This is a genomic window from Clostridioides sp. GD02404, assembly GCF_045898275.1.
GTDB classification, from domain to species: domain Bacteria; phylum Bacillota; class Clostridia; order Peptostreptococcales; family Peptostreptococcaceae; genus Clostridioides; species Clostridioides difficile_A.
In genome coordinates this window covers 99,383-124,005 of record NZ_JBJOCA010000010.1, presented here as the reverse complement: position 1 = coordinate 124,005, position 24,623 = coordinate 99,383, and the positions used below count along the sequence as shown (strand labels likewise).

The following is a 24,623-nucleotide window of genomic DNA, read 5'->3' as shown; positions in this document are numbered from 1 at the left end:
TATTCTCTTTCGAGTACAGTAATAATAATATCACCTTTCAAATAACAAGTCAATACATTTTTTTAGTTTTTTTTACAAATTTTCTATTCTTTTGCAAAGAATAATATTCTCATGTTATATTTTCATATGAAGTTAATAATTATTTTGTTTCTACTTTATTATCTATAAGTTGCAAATTGTAACTTCTAATAACTTCTATTAATAGTTCTGCATATATGCGATTTCCTTTTTTATCTTCAGCTGTACTATACCCTGCATTTTCTAATGCTTGTGCTTGACTAATATAATCTTTTGCCTCAAATAAACCATGCTTTCTATATCTTTTGTTATCAACCAAAAACAAACTATGGTCTCTAACAGAATCCTGTAATGAATTATATGACCTGAAATTTGCTACTATTTTCTCATTATAATGTTCTGAAGTTGAAATTTCTACTTTCTTTCCTTTCCATGCTTTGTCTGCTTTTATCCCAAATAAATTATTACTCTGCTTTGTAAGTTTAGAGTTTCCCCATCCAGATTCTAATATAGCTTGTCCTATTGTTATTGATGGCAGTATTCCATAATCAATATACTCTCTTATAGCTGAGTCTTCTAGTTTTTTTATAAATTTAATTTTTTCATCACTATTATTTAATTCTTTATTTCCAAGATACGTGTATTCTAAATCCTTCATATATTTTTTTGCTCTACTTTTTTGAGAAGAGTCAAATTTTAATTCACTCAATACTTTAGTAAATTTCTTTACTTTATATACATCCTCTCCCTTATCATTTTTATCTTCTATTATAAACTTCTTCCCTATATTTAATGTGTCTTTCTTTTTTATGTTACTTAAATCTTCATCATGTATTACCATATCTATAGCAAGCAACTCCTTCCAACTTAATTGGACTTTACTATCACCTGCTTCATCAGCTACATCCATATAGTATTCAATTTTAGTACTTTCTATATCTCTTATTTTATATAATTCCTCAAAATACTTCGTTATATTAAAAACAGCAATTATACTTGCTATTATGCATACAGTAATAAAAATTTTTTTTAATAGAAGCTTTATTCTCCTTACACTTTTATTTCTACCTAAGTTTTTTATGGTTTTTCTAGCCATATTACTCCCCCTTAAAAATGGTATTACTTATGTTATCACAGATTTTATATCAAGTGGATAATAATTTTAATTCTTCCCACTATAAATTTAAAATTAAATAAACAAAAACTAATTTAGATATTTACAATTTAATTTCTTCATTATTATGTCCACTATATATTTACTTGCTCTTCCATCCCCATATGGATTAGATGCTTTACTCATCTGATTATAACTCTTTTTATTTATTAATAAACTGCTCACTGAATTATATATTCTATCTTCATCAGTACCTACTAATTTAAGTGTCTTAGCTTCAATCCCTTCAGTTCTTTCTGTTTTATCACGTAACACAAGGACTGGTTTACCTAACGATGGAGCTTCTTCCTGTATTCCTCCACTATCAGTCATTATCATGTATGATTTATTTAAAAAATTATGAAAATCAACCACTTCTAAAGGTTCTATAATATGAATTCTTTTATGAGATTTCCCAAATACTTTATCCGCTATATTACGTATCTCAGGATTTAAATGTATAGGATATACTATTTGTACATCTTCAAAGTCATCTACTATTCGTTTTACAGCTTTGAATATATTTTTCATAGGATTACCCAAGTTTTCTCTTCTATGAGAAGTCAATAAAATCATCCTGTCATTACCAATCTTATCAATTATAGGATGATTATAGTCTTCTTTTATTGTCATACGCAAAGCATCAATTGCAGTATTACCAGTTACAAATATACTATTTTTAGGCTTTCCTTCATAAATCAAGTTTTTTCTAGCCAAATTAGTAGGGGCAAAGTGTATATCAGCAATAACACTTGTAAGTTGTCTATTTAATTCCTCTGGAAATGGAGAATATTTATCATAAGTTCTAAGTCCAGCTTCTATATGACCAACAAAGATTTTATTATAGAATGCAGTCAAACTAGTGGCTAGAGTTGTTGTTGTATCTCCATGAACTAATATTATATTTGGATTTTCCTTATTTATAATTAATGGAAGTTCCTTTAAAATTTTGCATGTTATATCATTTAAGCTTTGCCCTTTCTTCATTATATCCAAATCATAGTCTACATTTATGTTGAATGTTTCTATAACTTGGTCAAGCATTTCTCTATGTTGAGCTGTAACACATACAATACTTTTTATATGTTCTCTCTCTTCAAGTTCCTTTATTAAAGGAGCCACTTTAATAGCCTCAGGTCTAGTTCCAAATACAGTCATAACCTTGATGTCATTCATTTGTATCTCTCCTAATCATACATTTAATTTATACAAATACTAATATTTACATAACAAAACTATTCATACCAAGACTTAATAACCTTTATACTTTCCTTTGATGGGTAAAAATTTTTTTCTTCATCTATTTTACCTACACAAAATACAGAAAAACCATTTATCCAATCCTCATTTTCAAAAACTTTTTTATATGCCTCAAAGCATCTTGCTTGCTCTTCATCATTTATAACCTTTGAAGGAATATGATTCCAAGGTTGAGAACTTGCATTTTCTCTATTTGAAAAACCTAGTTCTCCAAAAAATATTGGTTTTCCATGAACTTTATAAAGATTATATATTTCTTCTTTTATATTCTGTCTTCTATTATTTACAGTAGATGAATGTAATGCAGAAACTAGTTCATCCACTGTATTAATAGGTTTATTACTTAATTCAAAATACGCTGCTATAGATATAAAATCTAACTTATCAAAAAAATTATTATTTAGTTTTTGTTCATAGGATAGCTTACTATTTAAGTCATCTTTTTTTGTATACCACCAATTAGTCCTGTATGTTACAAGCCCATCAAATTTTGATTGTACAAAATCTATTATTTCACTCCAATTTTTCTGATATTCTTCTAAATGTACCAAATTAGAACCTATATTTAAAACATTTACATCTAAAGGATTTGCTACATCTATTATAAGTTCATTTAATATAGTATTTTGCCATGTATAAAAAAATCGCTCTTTATTTCTAGGATTCCAGTCGGTCTCATATAATTCACCATTTTCTATCCACGGATACGCTTCTAATATTGTTGAAATACCTTTTTTGTTTAGTTTTTTTATTAGTTTAATTGCTTTTTCTTTACTACTATTATCTATTGTCATAATATCAGAATTAATTTCATCTACATTTATAATTATAGGTACATTTACTGTATTCAATCCTAGTTTATCTATATCCTTCATAACTTGTTTTATTTCATAGTCTACAGATAAATTGGCTGATTTAATCTTGCCATCATATTGATTATTTATTGAACTTTTATCTCTTAACTCTGTACCTATAAAGTAGATTATAAATATAAAAATTAAAACCATTACTGAGATTAAAATATTTCTTTTTAATTTAAATTTATTTATATATTTATTCAAATTATATACCTCTTTTAAAATAATAGATTTATCATATTATCTTCTTTTATACTTTTTTATATATAACATTGACAATACTGCCACTACAATTATAGTAATAAAAGAAATTATTAAAAATGCTTTAGTTGTCTTACTAATACTAATGTTATTATTTGAAACTTTTACTTCTTTATTTACTTTTAAATTATAAGATAAATCTTCTACTTCTCCATATTCATCAATTGTTATTGTATCTCCTTTTAAATCATTAACTTTACTTTTATTCAATAAATAATCCATTCCTAAATATAAGTTTTTTTCATTTATCGAACTAATTACCAGGATATTTTTTTGATTATTATAAGGTGATTTTATCAATTGAATTGCAGAAATATCTTTTCCATAACCATCAATAAGACTTATCTTATCATTTGATAAAAATGTTGAGTAGCTTTTGTTAAACTTTATATTTAAATTATCATTTAACATCTGTATAACAGAATTATTAAGTGGTACCCCAAAAACTATAATATTGGTATCTTTATATTTGTCATTAAATTCTTTTCCTCTAATTACATTTATGCTTCCTTTATAGGAATTTATACTTGCACCTAAATTAACCCCTAATCTAGACATCCAAGTCATAGCTTGTGAACCTGAATAATCTGGCATTATTACAGTTAAATCATTAAATTCATCATCTTTAACAAATGGATATGGATAACTTTCAAAAGACAAGGATTCCTTATCTTTTGTAGATAACTCCAAATAAGAACTATTTAATACGTATGCCCAAGGATTATTACTTTCCCTTGTAATACAATTCTGATTTTTTAAACTCAAATTAAATGCCAACTTAACTTGATAGTAGTCTTTATTATCTATATCTTTGGGTATTTTTAATTCTAGTTTATCGTTATTAGAATGTGACCTATCCAATTTTTTACTTCCCACAACAACATCATTTATGGATACTGTAACCAAAGATTTTTCAAAATCCAAATTATCAGAATATCTTAAATTTAAAACAATCTTTGAACCATAATCTAATATCTTACCCTTTGGTATTTTGACATCGAACAAAGCTTGTTGATTAAATGCACCTTCTAACAAAAAATCTGAATAACCTAAGTCCTTTAGTGTCAAATGACTTAAATTTAGCTCTTGTTGCTCATTAGTTTTTACATTAGTGTTTTTGTTTACAATTACTGATGATGATAGCACTTGATTAGAGAGTTTATTTTCTACCAATAAATTTGATGCCTTTATTAAGTCCTCTTCATTACTGCCAATTATCACCATCATCTTCTTATTCTTATTATAAGGGGAATCTACTTGTTTAATTATACAATTTGAAGATAATAGGGTTTGTTCCTTTGTGCTTAAAATATTCAAAATTTCTTCTGCTGTATTTTCAGGTTTACCAACATATATAATATTATCTTCAGACCAATTTTTCATTTCTGAATATAGTCTAACATTAAGTTTTAAGTTATCATTTTTTGTTGTTTTTCCAAATTCTGAAGCTAGATTGAACACAGCTGTAGATTCTCCCCTAGTCATATTGTCTGGGACTACCATAGTTGTGTCCAAATTAAGCTTATCTTCAACTTCTGAATATGGATATGGATATTCACTTATTGAATTTCCCATATTTTTCTGCGTATATCTAATTGAAGTATATGATTCTTTATGAATAACCATCCAGTTTCCAGTATTGGAATCATCCTGACAAATTTTATCAGATATTGTTTTATATGCTTTTATTTTTATTTCATTATAACCTTGGATTATATAGTCTTTTGGTACTAGTACCTCTAATGTATTTTTATAATTAGTCTTAGCATTTAATTTAATGGATTTTATTGGTACATTATTTATTAAAACGGTTAAGCTAGAAACATCTCCATTTAATATTTGACTCTTACTAAAATTAAGGTGTAATAAGACTTCCTCAATATCCCAATTTTTATTTACCTCAAAAAAGGTACTATTACTTCCTATAACTCCATCTATAGTGATGTCTCTTTCAAACTTATAGTTTTTAACTTTAGTCTCATCAGCCTTTACTTCATTTACAAACAATATATTTGAAAAAAACAATACTAAAGATATAATTGATATAACAAATTTTTTCATGCTAGTTCCTCCTGTACATGAATCAAAATCTTTCTGTCTTATACCATTTAACTTCTCTTTTAAAAATTACATCTTTTAAATACTCTATCATTCCCTTTATAGCTACAAACAGCCATAGTTGAGAATATGTAAAATACATTATTGCAACTATGAATATATTTTCTAGTGTCGCTTCACCTTTTTCTATGCTTAGGCTTATACTTACCTCTATGATAAATAGAAGATATGATAGTATCCATATTATAAAAAAGTTAATTGGAATTGAAATCTCTATTAGTTTAGATATACTTAAAATAAATAAAATATCCGATATAATGACAGATGTTAAGAACAAAAAATATACAGAAAAAAAGTAGGCTATATCAAATACAATTTTATTTTTTCCCTGTTTAAATATATTTCTTATATATTTCATTAAGACATATATATTACCTTTTGCCCATCTGGTACGTTGCTTTATCCATACCTTAACAGTTTCTGGTTCTTGTTCCCATGTTATAGACTGTGGTACAAGTTTTATCTTATATCCCAATTTATATATTCTAAAGCTAATTTCTGTATCTTCTGCAATTGCTTTACTATCCCACCCTCCAATCTCTTCTATGATACTTTTTCTCAATATAAAGTTAGTTCCTGGTATTGTACATAGATTAAATAATTCCCATCTACCAGCTTGTGACATCCATTGAAAACTTAGCGTTTCTATATTTATGAATTTGGTTAATAGATTTTTATTTTTATTTCGAGTCCTGAATTTTCCAATAACAGCTCCTAATTCATCATCCATTACTATTGTTTGTATTAAATATCTAAGTGCATTTCTATCTGGTGTGTTATCTGCATCATAAACTGCTATAAACTCTCCTTTAGAAATGGTATATCCAATATTCAATGCATTTGATTTTCCTTTTCCTCCAGTTAAATTGTCTGTATTTATTATGGTAAAATTATAATTATTATACTTATTTTTTATATCTTCTAAAATATCTTTACTATTATCAGATGAGTTATCATTTATAACAATGAGTTCCATTTTATCTTTAGGATAATTAAGTAGTAATAAGGATTCCACAGTTTTGCCTATTACCTTAGCTTCATTGTGAGCAGGCACAAGTATTGATACCATAGGATATTCATCAATTTTTTTTACTTCTTTATTAAAATTTTTAAAGTAAAATATATAACCACCCATAGCCAAGATAATATTTATAAGCAATAAAGACCATATACTAAATAAGCTAAATATAAATAAACATTCTGATATATTTAAATCTCTCATAAATTTCTCCTAAAATTTTTTTGAACATCTATTCTAATATAAAATCATTTATTTTAAAAATTTCTTTTTATCTATTTTCTTAAAATATATAAATATAATCACAAATATTAAAACACTTACAGATACTATTAATATTAAAATTTTACTAATACTAGATATAGACTTAAATCTAGTGTCATCTTCAGTATTTTCTTCTAAATTCCTATCATAAGTTACTTTAATTTCATCTCCAACATTTCTTATTTGTATTTCATCAATTCTTACCCAATTATCAAAATCTCTTAAGTTCATAAATTTTATATTTTGTTTTTCTAGATATTCTATTGTGTATTTTAAATACTCTATATCCAAATATGAATGAAAAAAGAATCCTCCACTAAACCCTCTAACAATAGATACTTTATCTAGTTTTTCTTTGATATCTTGAAAAGTAAAATTATCTTCTGGGTCTATATATCCTAAATTTTCAGGTATAAATATATTAAATTCTTCTGTATCCCTAATAACATAAGGATACGTATTAGTACTAAATTTTTTATCATTATTTTGATGTTGACCTACATAAGTAGAAAAATACCTTTTTAACTCTTTGTATCCCTCAGATTCTATCGCATAATGTGGTGCTTCAAACGCAAGGGGATAAATTCCATTTTCTATACATATTCTAAGGCCACTCAACACTCTATTTTTTACAAACACTTCCATGTCTTCATTTAAAGGTGCATCCTTTTCTCCATCCCAAAATTCATACCCTTCTCCAGTAACTTCTTCTTTTTTGTATTGATGAGTATATCCATGTAATATCACTGTGCCGCCCTTATCTTGCATATATTTTACTGCTTTTACAACATCAGGACTTTCTGATAAAGTAATTATTTTATGATTTTTAGGGTTTACATAAGCTGGTATTAATGCAATTGCAAATGGTATATCCTTACTACTTAAATAATCAGCTATATCTACAAGGTTTTTTGGGTCTCTAAAAGCATGTACATCTTCTATTCTTACAAATATACTTCCCTTATCAAACTTTTTAATATTAAAAATATCGTTCAGTGAATCACAAAATATATAAAATAAAACACCATCTAAATCCAATTTTGATACATAAAAAAGATTTTTATCATTTATTATATATGGATACTTATTTAATGTATCATCAATACTCCCTATTACTTTATTACTTACATCTTTTGATTTCACAAGATTAAACAAATAGTGCTCATCCAAATTGTATGATTTGCCCTTATAATTTACACTAACTATGTTATTTGTTTTTCCCAAATACTCTAAATTATACTTTTTGTATTCTAAAAGATTTTCTATACCGTACCCTAACCAACATATATTACCTTTATATGAATCTAATGCACTAAGTAAATATTTAGTTTTTTTGTCATTATCATATGAATTTTCATTAATTCCTATAATAAATACATGACTATAATAGTTTTTATTTATTTCATCATCATAATCACTTAATTTTAATAAATCAATATCTGAACTAAATCGACCCAATAGTGTCCTCATAATTTTTAAAATATCTCTATTATAAGCTGTTTCCTTCTTAGAATCATATATGACTAAAACCTTATTTCTATTAGATGTAATTTCTGTTGCATGTGAAGACAGATTAAAGTTTGATATTATTAATACTATGAATAATATCATTACTACTTTTAATAAATTTTTATTGAACGTTTTAAACATCGTATTGTAATTCCTCTTCAACTATATTCTTAAAATTTATACTATCTCCAAAGCTATCTTTATACTCTAAAAATGCAATTTTTACATCTATATTTACATATTGTCCTTTATTGTTTAAGTCTAAATTTAGTTCTCTTATCTTTTTATTTATTCTGTCTTTAACAACTTTTGAACCTTCTAAAGATGTACTTGGCATTAATATACCTATCATGTCTTTCTGTAAACTATAAATTATATCCTCATTTCTTGTACATTCTATAATACTTGAACTGATATGTTTTACTATTTTATTAGTCTTATTTTCACCAAATATCGTCTGTAGATTTCCGTAATACGGCAATTTTACTATCATAAGAGAAAAATTAGTATTATGTCTAATAGATTTACTTATCTCCATATTTACATCATTATAAAAAATCTTTAGATTTCTAAGTCCAGTTTCACTATCAATAGTCACTAACTCTTTATACTGTTCAGATAACTTTGTGTTTATATGTTGTAATTCATTTATATTTTTATTTAAATTTCCCATTATAATTGAAGAGATTGGTATTGCTATTATCCACATATATGATAAAAACTCAACATCTATATTGTGAGTAATACTGTTATATAAGATATAGGATGTATACATAAATATAATTATTGAACTTGTTATCAATCCTACTACTGAGTTTGATAAATAAGTTAACATTATTATGAAAAAAATTACTGCAAGCATTATAAATACATTCAATTTGTTTTCTGTTCTAATAGATAATATTACTATTCCAACAATTAAAAACATAAAAACTAGCAAACTCAATATTAATAAATCTATTTTTTTATTTATCCTATTCATTTTTATAAATTTACACCTCCAATTATTCTATTAAGTTGCCCATTTTTTCTAATTATTATTAAAGTCATTATACAAATAAACTTTTTACCTATTAAAATATTAATTAAGTTGTATATCAATATAATTTAATAAAAAAACAAGCAAATACTTGACATTAAAGTCATGAATTTGCTTGTTTTTGTGATTATTATTATAAAAAATTCAAAACAAGTATATAGTATTGGCAAAAAATAAAACTGTTCAATAATTAGAAAATTAATTTCTAAATAAGAACAGTTTTATTAAGTAAATATAATTAAATCAACAAGACTCTACTTTGATTTTAATTCTATCCAAGCCTTATCATATAGTTTTATGTTCTCACCAATATCTTCAAAAGTCTCACATTTACTAAGTACTTCTTTAGATGGATATGCAACAGGATTATTAGTTATTTCTGGGTCTAATAATTTTAGAGCTCCTGTATTAGGTGTTGAATATCCGATATACTCAGCATTTATTTTTGCATTTTCTGGGTCTAGTAAAAAGTTTATAAATAACTCAGCTTCTTTTTTGTTTTGTGCTATTGTAGGTACACACATAGCATCTACCCATTTATTAGTACCTTCTTTAGGTATTGCATAATCAAGGTCAGGATTTTGGTCCATCAATGTAACTGCATCTCCAGAATACAACATACCCATTGCTACTTCTCCACCAAGCAATCTATCCTTACCTTCATCATTTACATAGGCCAATACTAAATCCTTTTGTTTCATTAAAAGATTTTTCGCTTCATTTATTTCTTTTGGATTTACACTATTCATACTGTATCCTAATTTCTTAAGAGTTATACCTATAGTATCTCTAACAGAGTCAAACATCATTATATTTCCCTTATACTTTGGATTCCAAAGTATATTCCAACTATCTATAGGGTCTTTAACTTCTTTTTTATTGTACAATATTCCAAGAGTTCCCCACATGTATGCAACACTATATTCATTAGTTTCATCATATATAGGATTTAAAAAACTCTTATCTAAATACTTCATATTAGGTATGTTTTTAAAATCTAGTTTTTCCAAAAGACCTTCATTTTTCATTTTTTCTACCATATAATCTGAAGGAAAGACTAAATCGTAGTGTGTACTGCCACTCTTTACTTTTTGATACATCATTTCGTTAGTATCATAAGTTGAATATTGAACATCTATTCCAGTTTCTTCTTCAAACTTATCTATAAGAGATTCATCTATATAATCTCCAACATTATATACGTTTAAAACTTTTGTAGAATCAGTTGCTTTATTACATCCTGTAAATAAAGTAACTGTCATAATACCTATAGATACAAGGGATATTACTTTTTTAAACTTAATCATTATTTAGTCCCCCTTACTATAGATTCTTTTTTATTAGCTAATAAAAGTAATCCTAAAACGACTGCAAACATTATTGTCGATAATGCATTTATTTCAGGTTTTATACCTCTTCTAGCCATTCCATAGATTTCTATAGAAAGATTGCTTACACCATTTCCAGCATTAAAGAAACTTATTATAAAGTCATCTATTGACATAGTAAATGCAATTAAAAATCCAGAAACTATACCTGGCTTTATTTGTGGTAAAATTACCTTTCTAAGAGCATATATAGGAGTCGCTCCTAAGTCCATAGCTGCATCTTCTATATTATCAGGTAATTGCTTCATTTTTGGTAAAACTGAAAGTATAACATATGGCAAACAAAACATTATATGTGCCAATAGCATTGTTGTAAATCCAAATTCCATTTTTATAAACACAAACAGACTCATAAGGGCTACTGCTGTAACTATCTCTGTATTTAAAATAGGAAGATAGTTTACATTTAGTATTAATTTTTTGCTCTTACCTCTCATCTTATGTATTCCTATGGCACTTATAGTTCCTACTATTGTAGATATTACAGATGCTAATATAGCTATTACAATAGTATAATATAAAGCACTCATTATACTCTCATTTTGAAGTAATTGACCATACCACTTCCATGTAAATCCATTCCATCTTGCCATCGATTTTGAATCATTGAAAGAAAATAGTACTAAAGCAAATATGGGTGCATATAAAAATAAGAATACTAATGCTAAATATATATTAGAAGTTATTTTCTTTAATTTTAAAATAGTAACCCACCGCCTTCTTTGTCAGACTCATCTCCAAATTTTGACATTATAGACATCGATATTAATATTACTATCATCATAAATATCGATATTGCTGAGCCAAAGTTCCAATCTCCAACAACTGTAAATTGTTGTTCAATCAAATCTCCAACTAGCATTATTTTACCTCCACCTAACAGTCTTGAAATTGCAAAGGTAGTAACTGCTGGCATAAATACCATAGTTATTCCAGACATTACACCTGGTAAACTCAAAGGAAATATAATTTTTCTAAATACTGTCATATTATTTGCACCTAAGTCATGAGCAGCATTTATCAAATCATTATCCATCTTTGATAGTGCAGTGTATATTGGAAGAACCATAAATGGTAAAAAGTTATATACCATACCTAAAAGTATAGCAAAATTAGTATACAAAATTGCTAATGGCTGTATTCCAAACCATCCTAAAAATGTATTTAAAAGTCCATTTTTTCCTAATATAGCAACCCATGCATAAGTTCTTAAAAGAAAATTCATCCACATAGGAAGAATAAATAATAATATTAATGAACCTCTTCTACTCACATGAGCTTTTGAAATTATATATGCCACTGGATAACCAACTACAAGGCATATTAATGTAGCTCCTCCTGCTAAAAGAATAGAACGAGCAAATACTTTAATATATATAGGGTCGATTACTTCTTTATAATTTTCAAGTGTAAATGCATAACCTCCACCTGACTCTTTTGTAAAACTGAAAAATACTACTAGTATTAAAGGAATTATTACAAATATCGCACTCCAAACTACATATGGATATGCTAAGAAAGATTTTCTCTTCATCTTAGTTACTCTCTTTTCTCATTATATGAATGTCTTCTGGATATATGTCCATGCCTAGTTCTGTTCCAACCTCAGCATTTTTAGTATTGTGAAGTATCCACAATCTTCCATTCTCATTTAATTCTATCTCATAATGCACTCCTTTAAACACAGTAGATGTAACTTTCCCCTTTAACATTCCTTCTTCTGGCTTTACCATTTTTATATCTTCTGGTCTTATTACCACTTCTATATTTTCGTTTTTTTCAAATCCTTTATCAACACATTCAAAATCCCTATTACAGAAATTAACTTTATAATCTTCTATCATAATTCCATCAAATATGTTACTTTCACCTATAAACTTAGCTACAAATGAGTTTTTAGGTTCATTATATATGTCTTGTGGTGTTCCCATTTGTTGTATCTTACCCTTATACATTACGACAATAGTATCTGACATAGTAAGAGCCTCTTCCTGGTCATGAGTTACAAACACAAATGTTATTCCTAATTTTTTTTGAATTCTTTTTAATTCTATTTGCATTTCTTGTCTAAGCTTTAAATCAAGTGCTCCAAGTGGCTCATCTAGTAACAATACTTTTGGTTCATTAACTAGAGCTCTTGCTATTGCAATTCTCTGTTGTTGTCCTCCACTTAATGAGTCAACTTGTCGTCTTTCAAAACCTTCTAGTGCAACAAGTTTTAAAACCTCTTTCACTTTAGCATCTATTACATCTTTTGGAGTCTTTTTAATTTTTAGTCCAAAAGCTACATTTTCATATACATCCATATGTGGAAATAAAGCATATTTTTGAAACACTGTATTTACTTGTCTTTCATATGGTGGCAAATTATTTATCTCTTTACCTTCAAATAAAACTTTACCATCATCAGCATACTCAAAACCTGCTATTATTTTTAATGTAGTAGTTTTTCCACATCCACTTGGTCCAAGTAAAGTTAAAAATTCATTTTTCTTTATATCTAAATTGAAATTATCTAAAACCGTAAGTTCTTCATAATGTTTAGATATATCTCTTAATTCTATTATGTTTTCTACCAATTATTAAACACCTCTATTCTAAAATGATGGTGGCGTACTTACCCAAATCACTTTTGCTGTCGTTTTACCCTCGTTTGATATATAGTGATTTGCTCTTGGTCTAAAGTAAAAGCTTTCTCCTTTTTTTACTTTATTTTTCTTTTCGCCTATATGAACATATATCGAACCTGCTAATACATATCCAAATTCTTCGCCTTCATGTGGCTTTTCTTCTTTATATTGTCCTCCTGGATACAATGTTATTATTATTGGCTCCATTTCATTTTTTTGTGAGTTTGGAATTAGCCACTTCAGTTTATATTTTAAATCTTCATCCTCTGTTTCAAACATATCCTCTTTTGTAAAACTAATTCTTTCGTCATCTATTTCATTAAAAAATTCCCTTAAATTTGTACCTAGTATTTCAAGTATATCTATAAGGGTAGCTATGGATGGTGATGTTAAGTTATTTTCTAATTGAGAAATAAATCCCTTTGACAATTCGCATCTATTAGCTAACTCTTCCTGGGTCAGTTGTTTTTCTGTTCTTAATCTTTTTATCTTTTCACCTATATCCATGTTGCACCTCCTAGTTTCTGTTTTATTTTACTAAACATTTTGTTTACTAAACATTGAGTTTAAAATTTCTAAACAACATAGGTAATTATATATAAAATTCGGATATAATACAAGAGTTTTTTTGACATTTTTTTATTTTTTTACTTAGAATAAATACAAGCATTTTAAAGGCTTTGGAAAATACACAATCAAAGGTGTTCATATTAATATTTATAAAGTTTAGTATCTCTAATTATAAATTAATTAATTCATTAAATACATAATAATACTTCTAAAACATAAAAAAGTGTTAAACAAATAAAAAATTGCTAGAAATCTATATTTTATAGTTTCCTAGCAATCCTATTAGCTTAGCATTCTTTTAATGTTTAAAATTATATATTTAAAAATTTCTTCAAGTTACAACATTTAACCTTTGCTTAAATTTATCATTAAATTACTTAGCTATATTTTGAGCAGCCGTTTTTTTATCCCCACTCATATATAACTTAATAAACTTTATATCATCTACTATAAATCGATGCTTAATCTTACTACAATCTAATTTAAATAAACTAAATACTATCTGTGTAAAATAACCCAATCCAAATGCACTTATTATAGTTCCTATACCAACTTTTCCTCCTAAGAAAAATCCTACTATTAATGCTCCAACTTCTATAGTCCCTCTTATTAAGTTAAGTGATTTTCCAGTTTTCTTTTGAAGTGCAACCATCAGACCATCTCTAGGTCCACTTCCTAAACCACTTCCCATATAAAATACCATTCCAATAGCCAAAAGAATCAATCCTAATATCAACATAATTATTCCTACAAATAAACTATCAGCCTCTGGAATTAACTTACTATACAAAAGCAAATCCATAAAGAATCCAATTAATAGCATATTAAAAACAGTTCCCCATCCTACATTCTCACCAAGAACAACATCAGCTATAACTACTATAGAGCCTACAATTATAGAGGCAGTCCCTATAGTTATTCCTATATGATTTGAAAGACCTTGATGAAACACATCCCAAGGAGATAAACCAAGGTTACAATTTATCGTCAATACTATACCAATTGAACATATAAATAAACCCGCTACTAGCTTTAAAAATTTCCATAATACTTTTTGTAACAAAATCTACCCCTCCTAAACATAATTTAACTACTCACTTTAAATATCAAAAGCCAGCAGTTCTCTTTTAAAAAATCTTACTTTATTAATTTTATAATACACTTCTATGATACATCATTTTATGCTAAATAACTACCACTTTATTACAATTTAGTTACAATTTTTAATTATTTTTTATTATGGATTTTCTAGTTTCAGCACTTCTCAAATTTAGTCCTATATTTTAAAATTCTTTATTATTTTATTGTTCATAAATAGAATAATAAAATAGAAACCACTTAAATATAATAGGAAATTGTATTTAAATGGTTTCTATTTTATTATGTAATACTATTAATATGCAGAATTTAGTTTTGCTTCTATTTTCTTTTGAACAAGTCCAAATATAAATAAGATAAACCAATATACAAACCCTGCAACTAAGAACGCTTCTAGATATTTATATTTACTACCACCATTATAATTTGCTGCCGCCATTATTTCTATTACCCCTATAGTAAAAGCTAATGAGGAACCTTTAATTAAATCTACAAAGTGATTAGATAATGCAGGAATAGCCACTCTTATAGCCTGTGGCATGACTATTCTTCTGAATATTTGCACATTTGTAAGTCCAATGGAAGCTCCTGCTTCATATTGCCCCTTATCTACAGAAGAAATTGCCCCTCTTATAGTCTCTGACATATACGCAGACATATTTATTGATAAAGCAATTATCATTGCAGTAAATGGAGACATATCTACAAGAGCTGGAATAGCTCTTGGTAATCCAAAATACAATGCATACAACTGAACTAGCAGTGGTGTTCCTCTAAAAATTGAGGTATAAACTTTAACAATTTCATTTAATATTTTAACTTTGTTATAGCTTATTAATGCCATTATAGTTGCTATTACTAAAGATAGTACTAGTGATATTAAAGCCATTATTATTGTTTCTTTAGATGCTATAAATATTTCTGGTAAAATGTTAAGCATGAATGATACATCTAAACTCATAAAATTCACCTATCTCTCAATCGTTATATCTTCTCCAAACCATTTTTTAGAGATTTCAGTAAGAGTTCCATCTTTTCTCATAGCCGTTATTGTATCATCAACCTTAGCTTTTAAAGCCTTTGATTCTTCATCTTTTCTAAATGGATACGCATTTATTTCTTCATAAATAGGTTCTCCAACAGAGATAAAATTTGAACCAGCTTTTTTATTTCTAGCAGCTGTTGCAGAAACAGAAATTATCCTTGCGTCAGATCTGCCAAGTTCAAGACCTTCATATGAATCAGCTCCATCATTGAATACTAATTCCATTGAATTATCTTTGTTTTTTTCCTCCATTATCGCTCTTTCAGATGAATTTGCTCCAACTTCGACTTTTTTTCCTTTCAAATCTTCAAGACTTTTTATCTTGTCTTTATCCTCTGGTCTAATAGTTATCATTAGAGGATTATAAGCATATGGTACTGTAAAATCATACACTTCTTCTCTTTCTGGCGTTATACTTATTTGTTGAGCTGCTGTATCTGCCTTACCACTATCCACCATTCCAAGTAATCCACCTGTATCTCCATTATTTACTTCATACTTAATTTCAGAATCTAATCTTTTACCAATTTCATTCCATATATCAATTTCAAAACCTTGCATTTTCCCATCTTCTCTAAAATTAAAAGGATAATACTTTGCTCCTGTAGCTACTGTAATAGTCTTCTTTTCTTCTTTTTTAGGCTCTTCTTTTGTTGAACAGCCTATTGTTAATCCACAAATAACTAACCCTAATGTTAATAAACTTAATGCTCTTTTCCAATACATTAAAATCCCTCCATACTTGATGATATTTTTATTTACATGAATTTAAACTTTATTTATATACCATGATTTAGTTTTATAATTTTTCAACTTACACATCACTCTTTACTTTAATATAAATTGAATTTAAAACATTCATTTTTATGGATATTTCTACAAAATATAAGTTTATTTTCCATTTACCCCAAAACAATCGTATTATACTTTTCATACTTTGTCTAATCGTTTTTTTCTATGTACTTTTTTAATAGAATTAAATTTTACTATATCATTGTAAAATTATAGGTGTACAAAATTACAATAATTAATAATCTAACACTTATAAGAAAATACTTTTTATTAAAAACAAAGATATTAAAATAAAAAAAATACTGTTAAGTAGATATTTACTTAACAGTATCAATATTATTTGTATCTTAACCTATTTTGACTTTATAAATCTTCTTCGGTTTATCTTTGATACACCTACTAGCATAACTGACATGATTATCATTGAAGCTCCACCTAAAATTAATTTAGAGTATGTTGTTGTTTTATTCATAGAGCCGCCTCCTTTATTACCAAAACCCCCAGCTTCCTTTGGATTCCCTTGACTTCTATCTATATTCATATCTCCATTTTTACCATTCATATCACCCTTATCCATATTTCCAATTCCTGGTGGTGTTTTTCCATCCATGCCTTCAGGTGGCTCTGGCATACCACTCATCTTATCATCAGAATTTTCTGTGTCTTTACTTTCACTTGAACTATTATCATCAGAAGTTTCCTTAGTTGAGGAAGATTCTCCACCCAATTGAGCTTTTATAGTTTTACTCATATTTTCTGCGACTTCTAAAACTCCTGGTATTGATTTTCCACCTTTACCCATTGCCCCTCCTGACTTTTCATTAGTATCGTCTCCACTTTTATTAGTATTTATATTATTCTCATTTTCACTATTGTCTGTAGTATTATTTTGAGCATCATTATCCATATTAGTTTTGACTTCGCTTAATGTTAATTCAGCATTAACTTCTTTTTCATTACTTTCATTTTCAAAACTCTTATTTTCATTGTTAGAATCATTATTATTAGATTCTTTATCACCAAATCCCTTATTATCACTAGAATCTTCAATTGAAGATGTTATATTTTTTTCAAATTCTTCATAAGTATAAAATGCTGTTGGGTCTTCCTTTACATATGATGCTATCAAGTCATGTAATTTTGTTGTCATATTTTCTAGATAATCTGAATCCAAGTACTTGGTTACTATTTCTTCTAGATATTCATGGTACTTAGCTTTATATGTATCATTTTTTAATAATGCAGATATTAAAGGTCTATCTTCCAAATTACCTGTTGTAGGTTCATCAATAGCTATAGATTGACTACCTCCACCAAAACCACTAAATCCGCCAAATGACATATTAAAGTCCCATGGCAACATAGAAAACACTCCATCTTGTTCATATAAATAGTAATTATGAGCGAAACTACCTTGATAACTATCAAGATTTAATAAAGCTGTACTTATTGCTATATTTTTGAGGACAGAATCTACATCAAGATATTTTTCAATATCTTCACCTGTGTCTAAAGATTTTAATAGTTTTGTAACTTTAGACCAATCAGCCGTTTTCTTATCACTTTCAATGATTAGATTTGAGTAACTATCTGGGTCATCACCCTCATATTGTAATGAGGCCCCTTCATCTGATTTGTATAAGTCTCCAGTTACATCTCCAAAATTATTTTCAAGATAAGATTCTTTTAACCCTTCTACTGCCAAATATAATCCATGATATTCACCATTTATAGAAACTTTGGCATATGCAAATTCTGGAGTAGCTAATCCCATCTCCTCACAGACACTATAAGTTAAAAATTCTCTCATATAAGATGGGTCAGAATAACAGTTATTAAGGTTTAATTGAGTAAGACCTTCCATACTTTGACTAGTATTATATTTATCGAAATTAATCTTATAGCTATATCTATCACTATCACTATTTGCTACGGATGTAAGACTTGAATTTCCTTTAGTTCTTATACCAACGTTTCCATATGTGTCTCCATTTACAGTTACTTTTGCAACTTTAAATTCTTCTTTTATCGCATTTTCATTCATGTCTTCCAAGTCACTTTCATCTATTTCTATATTAACTTCCATAACCTCATCTCTGTCAAAATATTTTTCAATATATACATTGCTATATAAGTCAACATTTTTATTACCATATGTACTGTAAACTCCAACTACTGCACATAAAAATATAACCATAATTGAGATAAGAAGGGTAAATTTTTTATCTTTCATAAAAGATTACTCCTCTCTATGCTACATAATCACCATTATAACTTACAAGAACTGCATTAGTAACTCCATCTACTTGGCTTAAGTCATTTATAAGACTTGTTTCTCCATCTTTCATTCTTACTTCAAATACCAACTCTATACCTTTTTCTGGTGTAACACTTTTTGATTTTATTTGATATTTAGAAAATACTTTTTTAATTTTATCAGTTGCAATGTCCTCTGAATTCTCATTATTACAATTTACCATCAATATATATGGTGTTTCAGATATTGTTTTGTTTGAAAAGAATATTAGAATCAATCCCATGATTATTGAACCCATAACAGCTAGTGGAATCAAACCTGCACCTAAAACTATACCTGAGCCTAATGACCAAAATAGAAATACCAAATCCATTGGGTCTTTAATTGCTGTTCTAAATCTTACTATAGATAAAGCACCAACCATACCTAGAGATAAAACTACATTTGATGTAACTGCTAATATTACGAAAGTTGTAAGCATTGTAAGTGCTACAAGTGACACATTAAATGGTCGAGAATACATAATCCCCATATAGGTTTTTTTGTAAATCATATATATAAACAAACCTACTAAAAATGCTGAACCTAGAGCTAAAGCACTATCTACAAATGAAAAACCTGATACATTTTCTATAAAACTTGATTTAAAAATATCGTTAAACGTCATAACTAAAATCATCCTTCCTGTTTTTTAATTTTTTTATTTTATTTAGATACTCTTTATATAAGATTTAAATTTCAATCCTATATATACAATCTACTCGATGCATACTTTGAAACTGCTGTAGAAGTAGTTTTATTAATCTGAACCAAATCTTTTATAAAATCTGGTATAAACTCATCATATTTAACTTCTAACACAGTCATATTTTCATCAATAACTGATACTGTTGGCAATTCTTTATTGAATAAATCGACTGAATTTACAGAAGTCTTAATATCACTATCGATTGTAACTCTTACATTTCCAAGTGGATAGACAAAAGCTTCTCTATCATAATCAACTATACTTTTTGCCTCCAATCTTTCACATTTTACTTTTAAATAAAACTCTCTTAATAAGCAGTTTGTCGATTCTTTTAAAAACTCAATGTCATTTTTTAATATCTTCTCTACTTCTTTTTTAGTTAAATTAGCTGATAGTTTTGACGTCATATTATAATGTTTTATTTTCTTCTCCAATTTTATATAAGAAGGGTCATTGTTATAAAATCTTATTCTAAACTTTTCTCTCATTGCAACTCCATTTAACTTATCTAAAAGTGCTTTATCTTCAGGAGTGTCAAAGTATAAACTTCTGATAAGATACTTTCCATCTTTTGATGCATTTCTATCTTTTTTCATTATTGGATAAAGTCTTGATTTTAAAGCTAGGACATCAGCTTCAGTTATTTTGTGTTTCATCTCAAACCTATAGTTTAACTTCTTATTCATTATTATCACCTCTCAATTCATTTAACTATGTTTGATTTATTTTATATTTAGAGTATACTTCACTTGACTTTGTTAAATCTCCGTAAAATAAGTGCATCTTTATGGCATATATGTGGCAAACAAGATTAAGCTGATGAGATATCTATGAATTTATTTATCTAAGTTTTAATAATAAATTACATTTTTATCTGGAAATTAAATTTTATATGGTATTAGATTCTATATAGTCAATAAATAGTTGTTTTAGAAAGCAAAAAAGAAGATGTCACTTATAGATAAATTAAATATTTTAAATAAAAAATCAAGTTTATTATTCAAAATTATATAATCTATAGTTCCATCTTCTAAATTTATAATACTAAATAATTAAATTTATATAATTAAAAATATATATGCTTAATTATGTTAAAATTAGTTTTACTGCGCTCCAAACAAGTACTAGTGCCATAATAATATTGATTACTTTATAATGCTTGTTTATATATTTTTGTAAAATACCTCCTGCTAGAGCCCATGTCAAAGTACCAGATATGCCAACAAGACTACTACAAACTGCTGCTGATAATAAATATTCAACTGACTGTGACACAGGTATTACATACCCTGTATATACAGTAATGGCAAATATTATAATTTTCACATTAACAAACTGCAAAATAAATCCAGTCCAAAAGGATTCTTTCTTCACATCACTATCATTGTTTGGTTTGCTCTTAGCTACTTGTATTGCTAACCAAATAATATAAAGTGCTCCTATGTACTTCATAATACCAGTAATCATTGGTATAAACTTTGATAATTCAAGGCATCCAAGAGCACATATAAACATAATACATATAAATCCCATACTAATTCCTATAACCACTGACTTTCCTTTTTTCCATCCATTATTGCTAATTGTGTTTAATGCAAGAATATTATTAGGTCCTGGTGTAAAACCTGTAACAAATGCATATGGTAAAAAAGATAATAAAACTTCACTCAACACTTGTAATCACTCTCCTTTTATATTATAATACTATAAATTAAACAATAAAAAAAATCGAAATATTTAAATCTATACTTCAATTATATTGAATGAAATGAGGATGAACATGTATTTTAAATACCTACAAACTTTTAAAACTATAATAGAAGAAGGTAGTTTTTCTAAAGCAGCAAATAAACTCAATTACACACAATCAACAATAACATTCCAAGTACAACAATTAGAACAAGAGTTATCTACACACTTATTTGAAAAGATAGGAAGAAAAATGGTTTTAACTAAAGCTGGCAAAAATCTAATACCTTATGTGGATGATGTTCTATGTTCTGTTGATAAAATGAAGAATTTTGGTACTGACTTGTCTGAGCTACGTGGTGATTTACATATCGCAATGGGAGAAACTCTTATTTGTTATAAAATACCTCCTATTTTAAAACGTTTTCATGAAATGGCACCAAATGCAAGGCTATTTCTTCGCTCAATGAATTGCTATGATATTAGAAATTCTTTGCTTGCAGGAAACATTGATTTAGGAATATTTTATAAAGATATTGGAGGCCTAGGAAATTCTATTTCTACCTATACTGTTGGAGAATCACCTTTGACACTAGTCGCATCCCCAAAAGTAAAAAAACAATTTCCTGATTTTATTACTCCAAACCAAGAATTAGATATACCTTTCATAATAGATGAGCCAGCATGTATTTTTAGACAAATGTTTGAATCATATTTGAATGAAAAAAATATTACTCTAGACCATACGATTGAACTTTGGAGTATACCTACTATTAAAAATTTAGTAAAAAATGATATGGGAGTGTCATACCTTCCTACATTTGCAGTAGAAGATGATTTGAAGACAGGAGAACTATGTGCAATAGATACAGAGTTAGATGATAGAAACATTGTAGCAGTATGTGGTCATCATAAAAATAAGTGGATTAGTCCCCTTATGCAATTATTTATTGATTTAGTTGTTTCAAATGAAAAATAGATAGACTTATTTAAAGTAAGTCTATCTATTTCTTATCATATTGATTATTTTAATTACACAACTTCTTCATCGTATTCACTTGAAAATTGGCTATTATAAAGTTCTTCATAAAATCCTTTATTTTCAATAAGTTCTTTGTGATTTCCTTGTTCAATAATAGTGCCTTCTTTCATTACCAATATTAAATCAGCATCACGAATAGTAGATAATCTATGTGCAATAACGAAGCTAGTTCTTCCCTTCATCAAGTTATTCATTGCCTTTTGAATCTCAACCTCTGTTCTAGTGTCTACACTAGAAGTTGCCTCATCAAGAATTAACACTGATGGGTCTGAAAGTATTGCCCTGGCAATTGTTAAGAGCTGTTTTTGACCTTGAGATAGATTAGAAGCATCCTCAGTCAATACAGTATCATAACCTTGAGGTAAAGTTCTTATAAAGTGGTCTACTCTTGCTGATTTTGCTGCACTTACAATCTCATCCATTGTAGCGTCTGACTTACTATAAGCGATATTTTCTTTTATACTACCATTAAATAACCATGTATCTTGTAGAACCATTCCAAACATAGTTCTAAGTTCTCCACGTTTTAAGTCTTTTATATTAACTCCATCAATAGTAATTCTTCCACCTTGTATCTCATAAAACCTCATAAGTAAATTTACAAGAGTTGTCTTCCCAGCTCCTGTAGGTCCGACAATTGCAATCTTATCTCCTGCGTTCAATTTAATATTAATGTCTTTCATAAGAATAGAATCATCACTATATCCAAATTTAACATGTTCAAATTCTACTTTCCCTTTAGGCATGTTGATAACTTTTGAATCTTCTTTGTCCTTTATTTCTTCAACTTCATCCATAACTTTAAAAACTCTCTCTGCAGATGCAATTGCAGCTTGAAGCATATTTACGATATAAGATATCTCTGTAGTAGGCTCTGATGCTTGATTTACATATTGTATAAACGCCTGTATACTACCAAGAGTCATTGCTCCAGTTGATGCAAATACACCTCCCACAACTGCTATAATAACATACCCAATTTGATTTATAAATCTAATAATTGGAGATATAGCATATGATGAGAATTGAGCTTTTCTACTAGCATTATAAAGATTTTGATTTAGTTCTTTGAAGTTTTTTATAGTATCTTTTTCTTTGCTAAATGCCTTGACCACTATTTGACCAGTAAACATCTCTTCTATATTGCTATTTAATTCCCCCAATGCTTTTTGATTTTCTGAAAATCTATTTTGTGATTTTCTTGCAATTATAACAGTAATACCTAAAGAAACAAGCAATGTTACAGCTGATACTATTGTAAGTGGTATACTTATGCTTATCATCATTACAATAGAACCAATCACTGTGACCACTGCTGTAATAAGTTGCATTAACCCTTCTTGTAAACTATCTGCTACCTTCTCTAAATCATTTGTAACTATACTAAGTGTTTCCCCTTTTTTGTGAGAATCATAGTATTTAAGCGGAAGTTTATTTAATTTATCACTTAAATCTTTTCTCATATTAAGAACTAAACTTTGTGCAACACCTGACATAATATATTGTTGTATATATATAAATACTGCACTAATTAAATACAACCCCAGAAGTATTGATATTATGCCTCCCATAGTACTAAAATTCACACTGAATTTTGTACCTGTTTGGACTGCAGTTTTAATCCCATTAAATAATTGGTCAATAGCTTTTCCCATAACCATTGGTGCTAAAACTGTAAGAGCTGAACTTATTAGTACTGAAATAAAAATCATTAATAACTTAAATTTTTGTTTTTTCATATATTTCAATAATCTTTTAGTAGTCTTTTTTGCATTTTTAGCTTTTTCTGCTGACATACCATCCTCAAAACTAAGTACATCTACATCTTGTTTTTCTGTTATTTTTTCACTCATATTACACCTCCAAA

21 protein-coding genes are annotated in these 24,623 nt (G+C 27.6%); 1 reads left to right on the top strand and 20 read right to left on the bottom strand.

Annotated features, from left to right (window positions below):
* Positions 1 to 139: 139 nt before the first annotated feature.
* The 19 genes from Q3287_RS08305 to Q3287_RS08215 form a co-directional block, all read right to left on the bottom strand.
* Entirely contained in the window at positions 140 to 1,114 is a 975-nt protein-coding gene (locus tag Q3287_RS08305; RefSeq protein WP_074178253.1) for a glycoside hydrolase family 73 protein, read from the bottom strand.
* A gap of 108 nt (positions 1,115 to 1,222) precedes the next feature.
* On the bottom strand, positions 1,223 to 2,347 hold the full coding sequence (gene wecB / locus Q3287_RS08300) for a non-hydrolyzing UDP-N-acetylglucosamine 2-epimerase (protein WP_407963855.1): 1,125 nt from the start codon (positions 2,345 to 2,347) through the stop codon (positions 1,223 to 1,225).
* Positions 2,348 to 2,406: 59 nt separating this feature from the next.
* Positions 2,407 to 3,492, bottom strand: coding sequence for a glycoside hydrolase family 113 (locus Q3287_RS08295; protein ID WP_407963854.1), 1,086 nt, complete (start codon positions 3,490 to 3,492; stop codon positions 2,407 to 2,409).
* Positions 3,493 to 3,528: 36 nt separating this feature from the next.
* Entirely contained in the window at positions 3,529 to 5,610 is a 2,082-nt protein-coding gene (locus Q3287_RS08290; protein ID WP_407963853.1) for a cellulose biosynthesis cyclic di-GMP-binding regulatory protein BcsB, read from the bottom strand.
* Positions 5,611 to 5,632: 22 nt separating this feature from the next.
* Positions 5,633 to 6,889, bottom strand: coding sequence for a glycosyltransferase family 2 protein (locus tag Q3287_RS08285; protein ID WP_054269578.1), 1,257 nt, complete (start codon positions 6,887 to 6,889; stop codon positions 5,633 to 5,635).
* 48 nt (positions 6,890 to 6,937) lie between these two features.
* Positions 6,938 to 8,599 carry a DUF2334 domain-containing protein gene (locus tag Q3287_RS08280; protein ID WP_407963852.1) on the bottom strand — a complete coding sequence of 554 codons (1,662 nt, stop codon included), beginning with the start codon at positions 8,597 to 8,599 and terminating at the stop codon, positions 6,938 to 6,940.
* Positions 8,592 to 9,440: a diguanylate cyclase domain-containing protein gene (locus Q3287_RS08275; protein ID WP_407963851.1), complete on the bottom strand. Its 849-nt coding sequence runs from the start codon at positions 9,438 to 9,440 to the stop codon at positions 8,592 to 8,594. Before Q3287_RS08275 ends, Q3287_RS08280 begins: the two co-directional genes overlap by 8 nt.
* A 311-nt stretch (positions 9,441 to 9,751) precedes the next feature.
* Positions 9,752 to 10,804 carry a PotD/PotF family extracellular solute-binding protein gene (locus tag Q3287_RS08270; RefSeq protein ID WP_407963850.1) on the bottom strand — a complete coding sequence of 351 codons (1,053 nt, stop codon included), beginning with the start codon at positions 10,802 to 10,804 and terminating at the stop codon, positions 9,752 to 9,754.
* Positions 10,804 to 11,478, bottom strand: a complete 675-nt coding sequence (locus Q3287_RS08265) for an ABC transporter permease (protein WP_407963849.1) — start codon at positions 11,476 to 11,478, stop codon at positions 10,804 to 10,806. The genes Q3287_RS08270 and Q3287_RS08265 overlap by 1 nt, the downstream gene beginning before the upstream one ends.
* Positions 11,479 to 11,582: 104 nt before the next feature.
* Complete coding sequence (locus tag Q3287_RS08260; RefSeq protein WP_021383784.1) at positions 11,583 to 12,419, bottom strand: ABC transporter permease; 837 nt, start codon at positions 12,417 to 12,419, stop codon at positions 11,583 to 11,585.
* A gap of 1 nt (position 12,420) precedes the next feature.
* Positions 12,421 to 13,464: a spermidine/putrescine ABC transporter ATP-binding protein gene (gene potA, locus Q3287_RS08255; RefSeq protein WP_054269574.1), complete on the bottom strand. Its 1,044-nt coding sequence runs from the start codon at positions 13,462 to 13,464 to the stop codon at positions 12,421 to 12,423.
* Between the two features lie 18 nt (positions 13,465 to 13,482).
* On the bottom strand, positions 13,483 to 14,022 hold the full coding sequence (locus Q3287_RS08250) for a helix-turn-helix domain-containing protein (protein WP_021383760.1): 540 nt from the start codon (positions 14,020 to 14,022) through the stop codon (positions 13,483 to 13,485).
* A gap of 436 nt (positions 14,023 to 14,458) precedes the next feature.
* A complete protein-coding gene (locus tag Q3287_RS08245) occupies positions 14,459 to 15,148 on the bottom strand; it encodes a YitT family protein (protein ID WP_054269573.1) in 690 nt (229 codons plus the stop codon).
* A gap of 330 nt (positions 15,149 to 15,478) precedes the next feature.
* Positions 15,479 to 16,144, bottom strand: a complete 666-nt coding sequence (locus tag Q3287_RS08240) for an amino acid ABC transporter permease (RefSeq protein ID WP_407963848.1) — start codon at positions 16,142 to 16,144, stop codon at positions 15,479 to 15,481.
* 9 nt (positions 16,145 to 16,153) lie between these two features.
* Entirely contained in the window at positions 16,154 to 16,954 is an 801-nt protein-coding gene (locus Q3287_RS08235; RefSeq protein WP_054269571.1) for a transporter substrate-binding domain-containing protein, read from the bottom strand.
* 418 nt (positions 16,955 to 17,372) lie between these two features.
* The gene (locus Q3287_RS08230) at positions 17,373 to 19,253 is read right to left on the bottom strand and encodes a CotH kinase family protein (RefSeq protein ID WP_407963847.1); all 1,881 of its coding nucleotides are present in this window, start codon (positions 19,251 to 19,253) and stop codon (positions 17,373 to 17,375) included.
* A 16-nt stretch (positions 19,254 to 19,269) separates the two neighbouring features.
* The gene (locus tag Q3287_RS08225) at positions 19,270 to 19,944 is read right to left on the bottom strand and encodes a DUF4956 domain-containing protein (RefSeq protein ID WP_407812130.1); all 675 of its coding nucleotides are present in this window, start codon (positions 19,942 to 19,944) and stop codon (positions 19,270 to 19,272) included.
* 77 nt (positions 19,945 to 20,021) lie between these two features.
* Positions 20,022 to 20,711 (bottom strand): polyphosphate polymerase domain-containing protein, encoded by a 690-nt coding sequence (locus Q3287_RS08220; RefSeq protein WP_054269568.1) that lies wholly within the window; start codon positions 20,709 to 20,711, stop codon positions 20,022 to 20,024.
* 400 nt (positions 20,712 to 21,111) lie between these two features.
* Positions 21,112 to 21,699 carry a LysE family transporter gene (locus tag Q3287_RS08215; protein WP_054269567.1) on the bottom strand — a complete coding sequence of 196 codons (588 nt, stop codon included), beginning with the start codon at positions 21,697 to 21,699 and terminating at the stop codon, positions 21,112 to 21,114.
* A 106-nt stretch (positions 21,700 to 21,805) separates the two neighbouring features.
* Between Q3287_RS08215 and Q3287_RS08210 the strand changes: the two genes are divergently transcribed.
* A complete protein-coding gene (locus tag Q3287_RS08210; protein WP_407963846.1) occupies positions 21,806 to 22,693 on the top strand; it encodes a LysR family transcriptional regulator in 888 nt (295 codons plus the stop codon).
* Positions 22,694 to 22,746: 53 nt separating this feature from the next.
* Here the strand turns inward: Q3287_RS08210 and Q3287_RS08205 are convergent, their stop codons facing one another.
* A complete protein-coding gene (locus tag Q3287_RS08205; RefSeq protein WP_407963845.1) occupies positions 22,747 to 24,609 on the bottom strand; it encodes an ABC transporter ATP-binding protein in 1,863 nt (620 codons plus the stop codon).
* Positions 24,610 to 24,623 lie beyond the last annotated feature (14 nt).

Excerpts from the sequence above, each read along its gene's own strand:
- Q3287_RS08260 (WP_021383784.1), bottom strand. The coding sequence starts at position 12,419 with ATGAAGAGAAAATCTTTCTTAGCATATCCATATGTAGTTTGGAGTGCG.
- Q3287_RS08275 (WP_407963851.1), bottom strand. The coding sequence starts at position 9,440 with ATGAATAGGATAAATAAAAAAATAGATTTATTAATATTGAGTTTGCTA.
- Q3287_RS08240 (WP_407963848.1), bottom strand. The coding sequence starts at position 16,144 with ATGAGTTTAGATGTATCATTCATGCTTAACATTTTACCAGAAATATTT.
- Q3287_RS08270 (WP_407963850.1), bottom strand. The coding sequence starts at position 10,804 with ATGATTAAGTTTAAAAAAGTAATATCCCTTGTATCTATAGGTATTATG.
- Q3287_RS08280 (WP_407963852.1), bottom strand. The coding sequence starts at position 8,599 with ATGTTTAAAACGTTCAATAAAAATTTATTAAAAGTAGTAATGATATTA.
- Q3287_RS08210 (WP_407963846.1), top strand. The coding sequence starts at position 21,806 with ATGTATTTTAAATACCTACAAACTTTTAAAACTATAATAGAAGAAGGT.
- Q3287_RS08250 (WP_021383760.1), bottom strand. The coding sequence starts at position 14,022 with ATGGATATAGGTGAAAAGATAAAAAGATTAAGAACAGAAAAACAACTG.
- Q3287_RS08305 (WP_074178253.1), bottom strand. The coding sequence starts at position 1,114 with ATGGCTAGAAAAACCATAAAAAACTTAGGTAGAAATAAAAGTGTAAGG.
- Q3287_RS08230 (WP_407963847.1), bottom strand. The coding sequence starts at position 19,253 with ATGAAAGATAAAAAATTTACCCTTCTTATCTCAATTATGGTTATATTT.
- Q3287_RS08220 (WP_054269568.1), bottom strand. The coding sequence starts at position 20,711 with ATGAATAAGAAGTTAAACTATAGGTTTGAGATGAAACACAAAATAACT.
- Q3287_RS08205 (WP_407963845.1), bottom strand. The coding sequence starts at position 24,609 with ATGAGTGAAAAAATAACAGAAAAACAAGATGTAGATGTACTTAGTTTT.
- Q3287_RS08290 (WP_407963853.1), bottom strand. The coding sequence starts at position 5,610 with ATGAAAAAATTTGTTATATCAATTATATCTTTAGTATTGTTTTTTTCA.
- Q3287_RS08225 (WP_407812130.1), bottom strand. The coding sequence starts at position 19,944 with ATGACGTTTAACGATATTTTTAAATCAAGTTTTATAGAAAATGTATCA.
- wecB (WP_407963855.1), bottom strand. The coding sequence starts at position 2,347 with ATGAATGACATCAAGGTTATGACTGTATTTGGAACTAGACCTGAGGCT.
- Q3287_RS08265 (WP_407963849.1), bottom strand. The coding sequence starts at position 11,478 with ATGGCAAGATGGAATGGATTTACATGGAAGTGGTATGGTCAATTACTT.
- Q3287_RS08285 (WP_054269578.1), bottom strand. The coding sequence starts at position 6,889 with ATGAGAGATTTAAATATATCAGAATGTTTATTTATATTTAGCTTATTT.
- Q3287_RS08235 (WP_054269571.1), bottom strand. The coding sequence starts at position 16,954 with ATGTATTGGAAAAGAGCATTAAGTTTATTAACATTAGGGTTAGTTATT.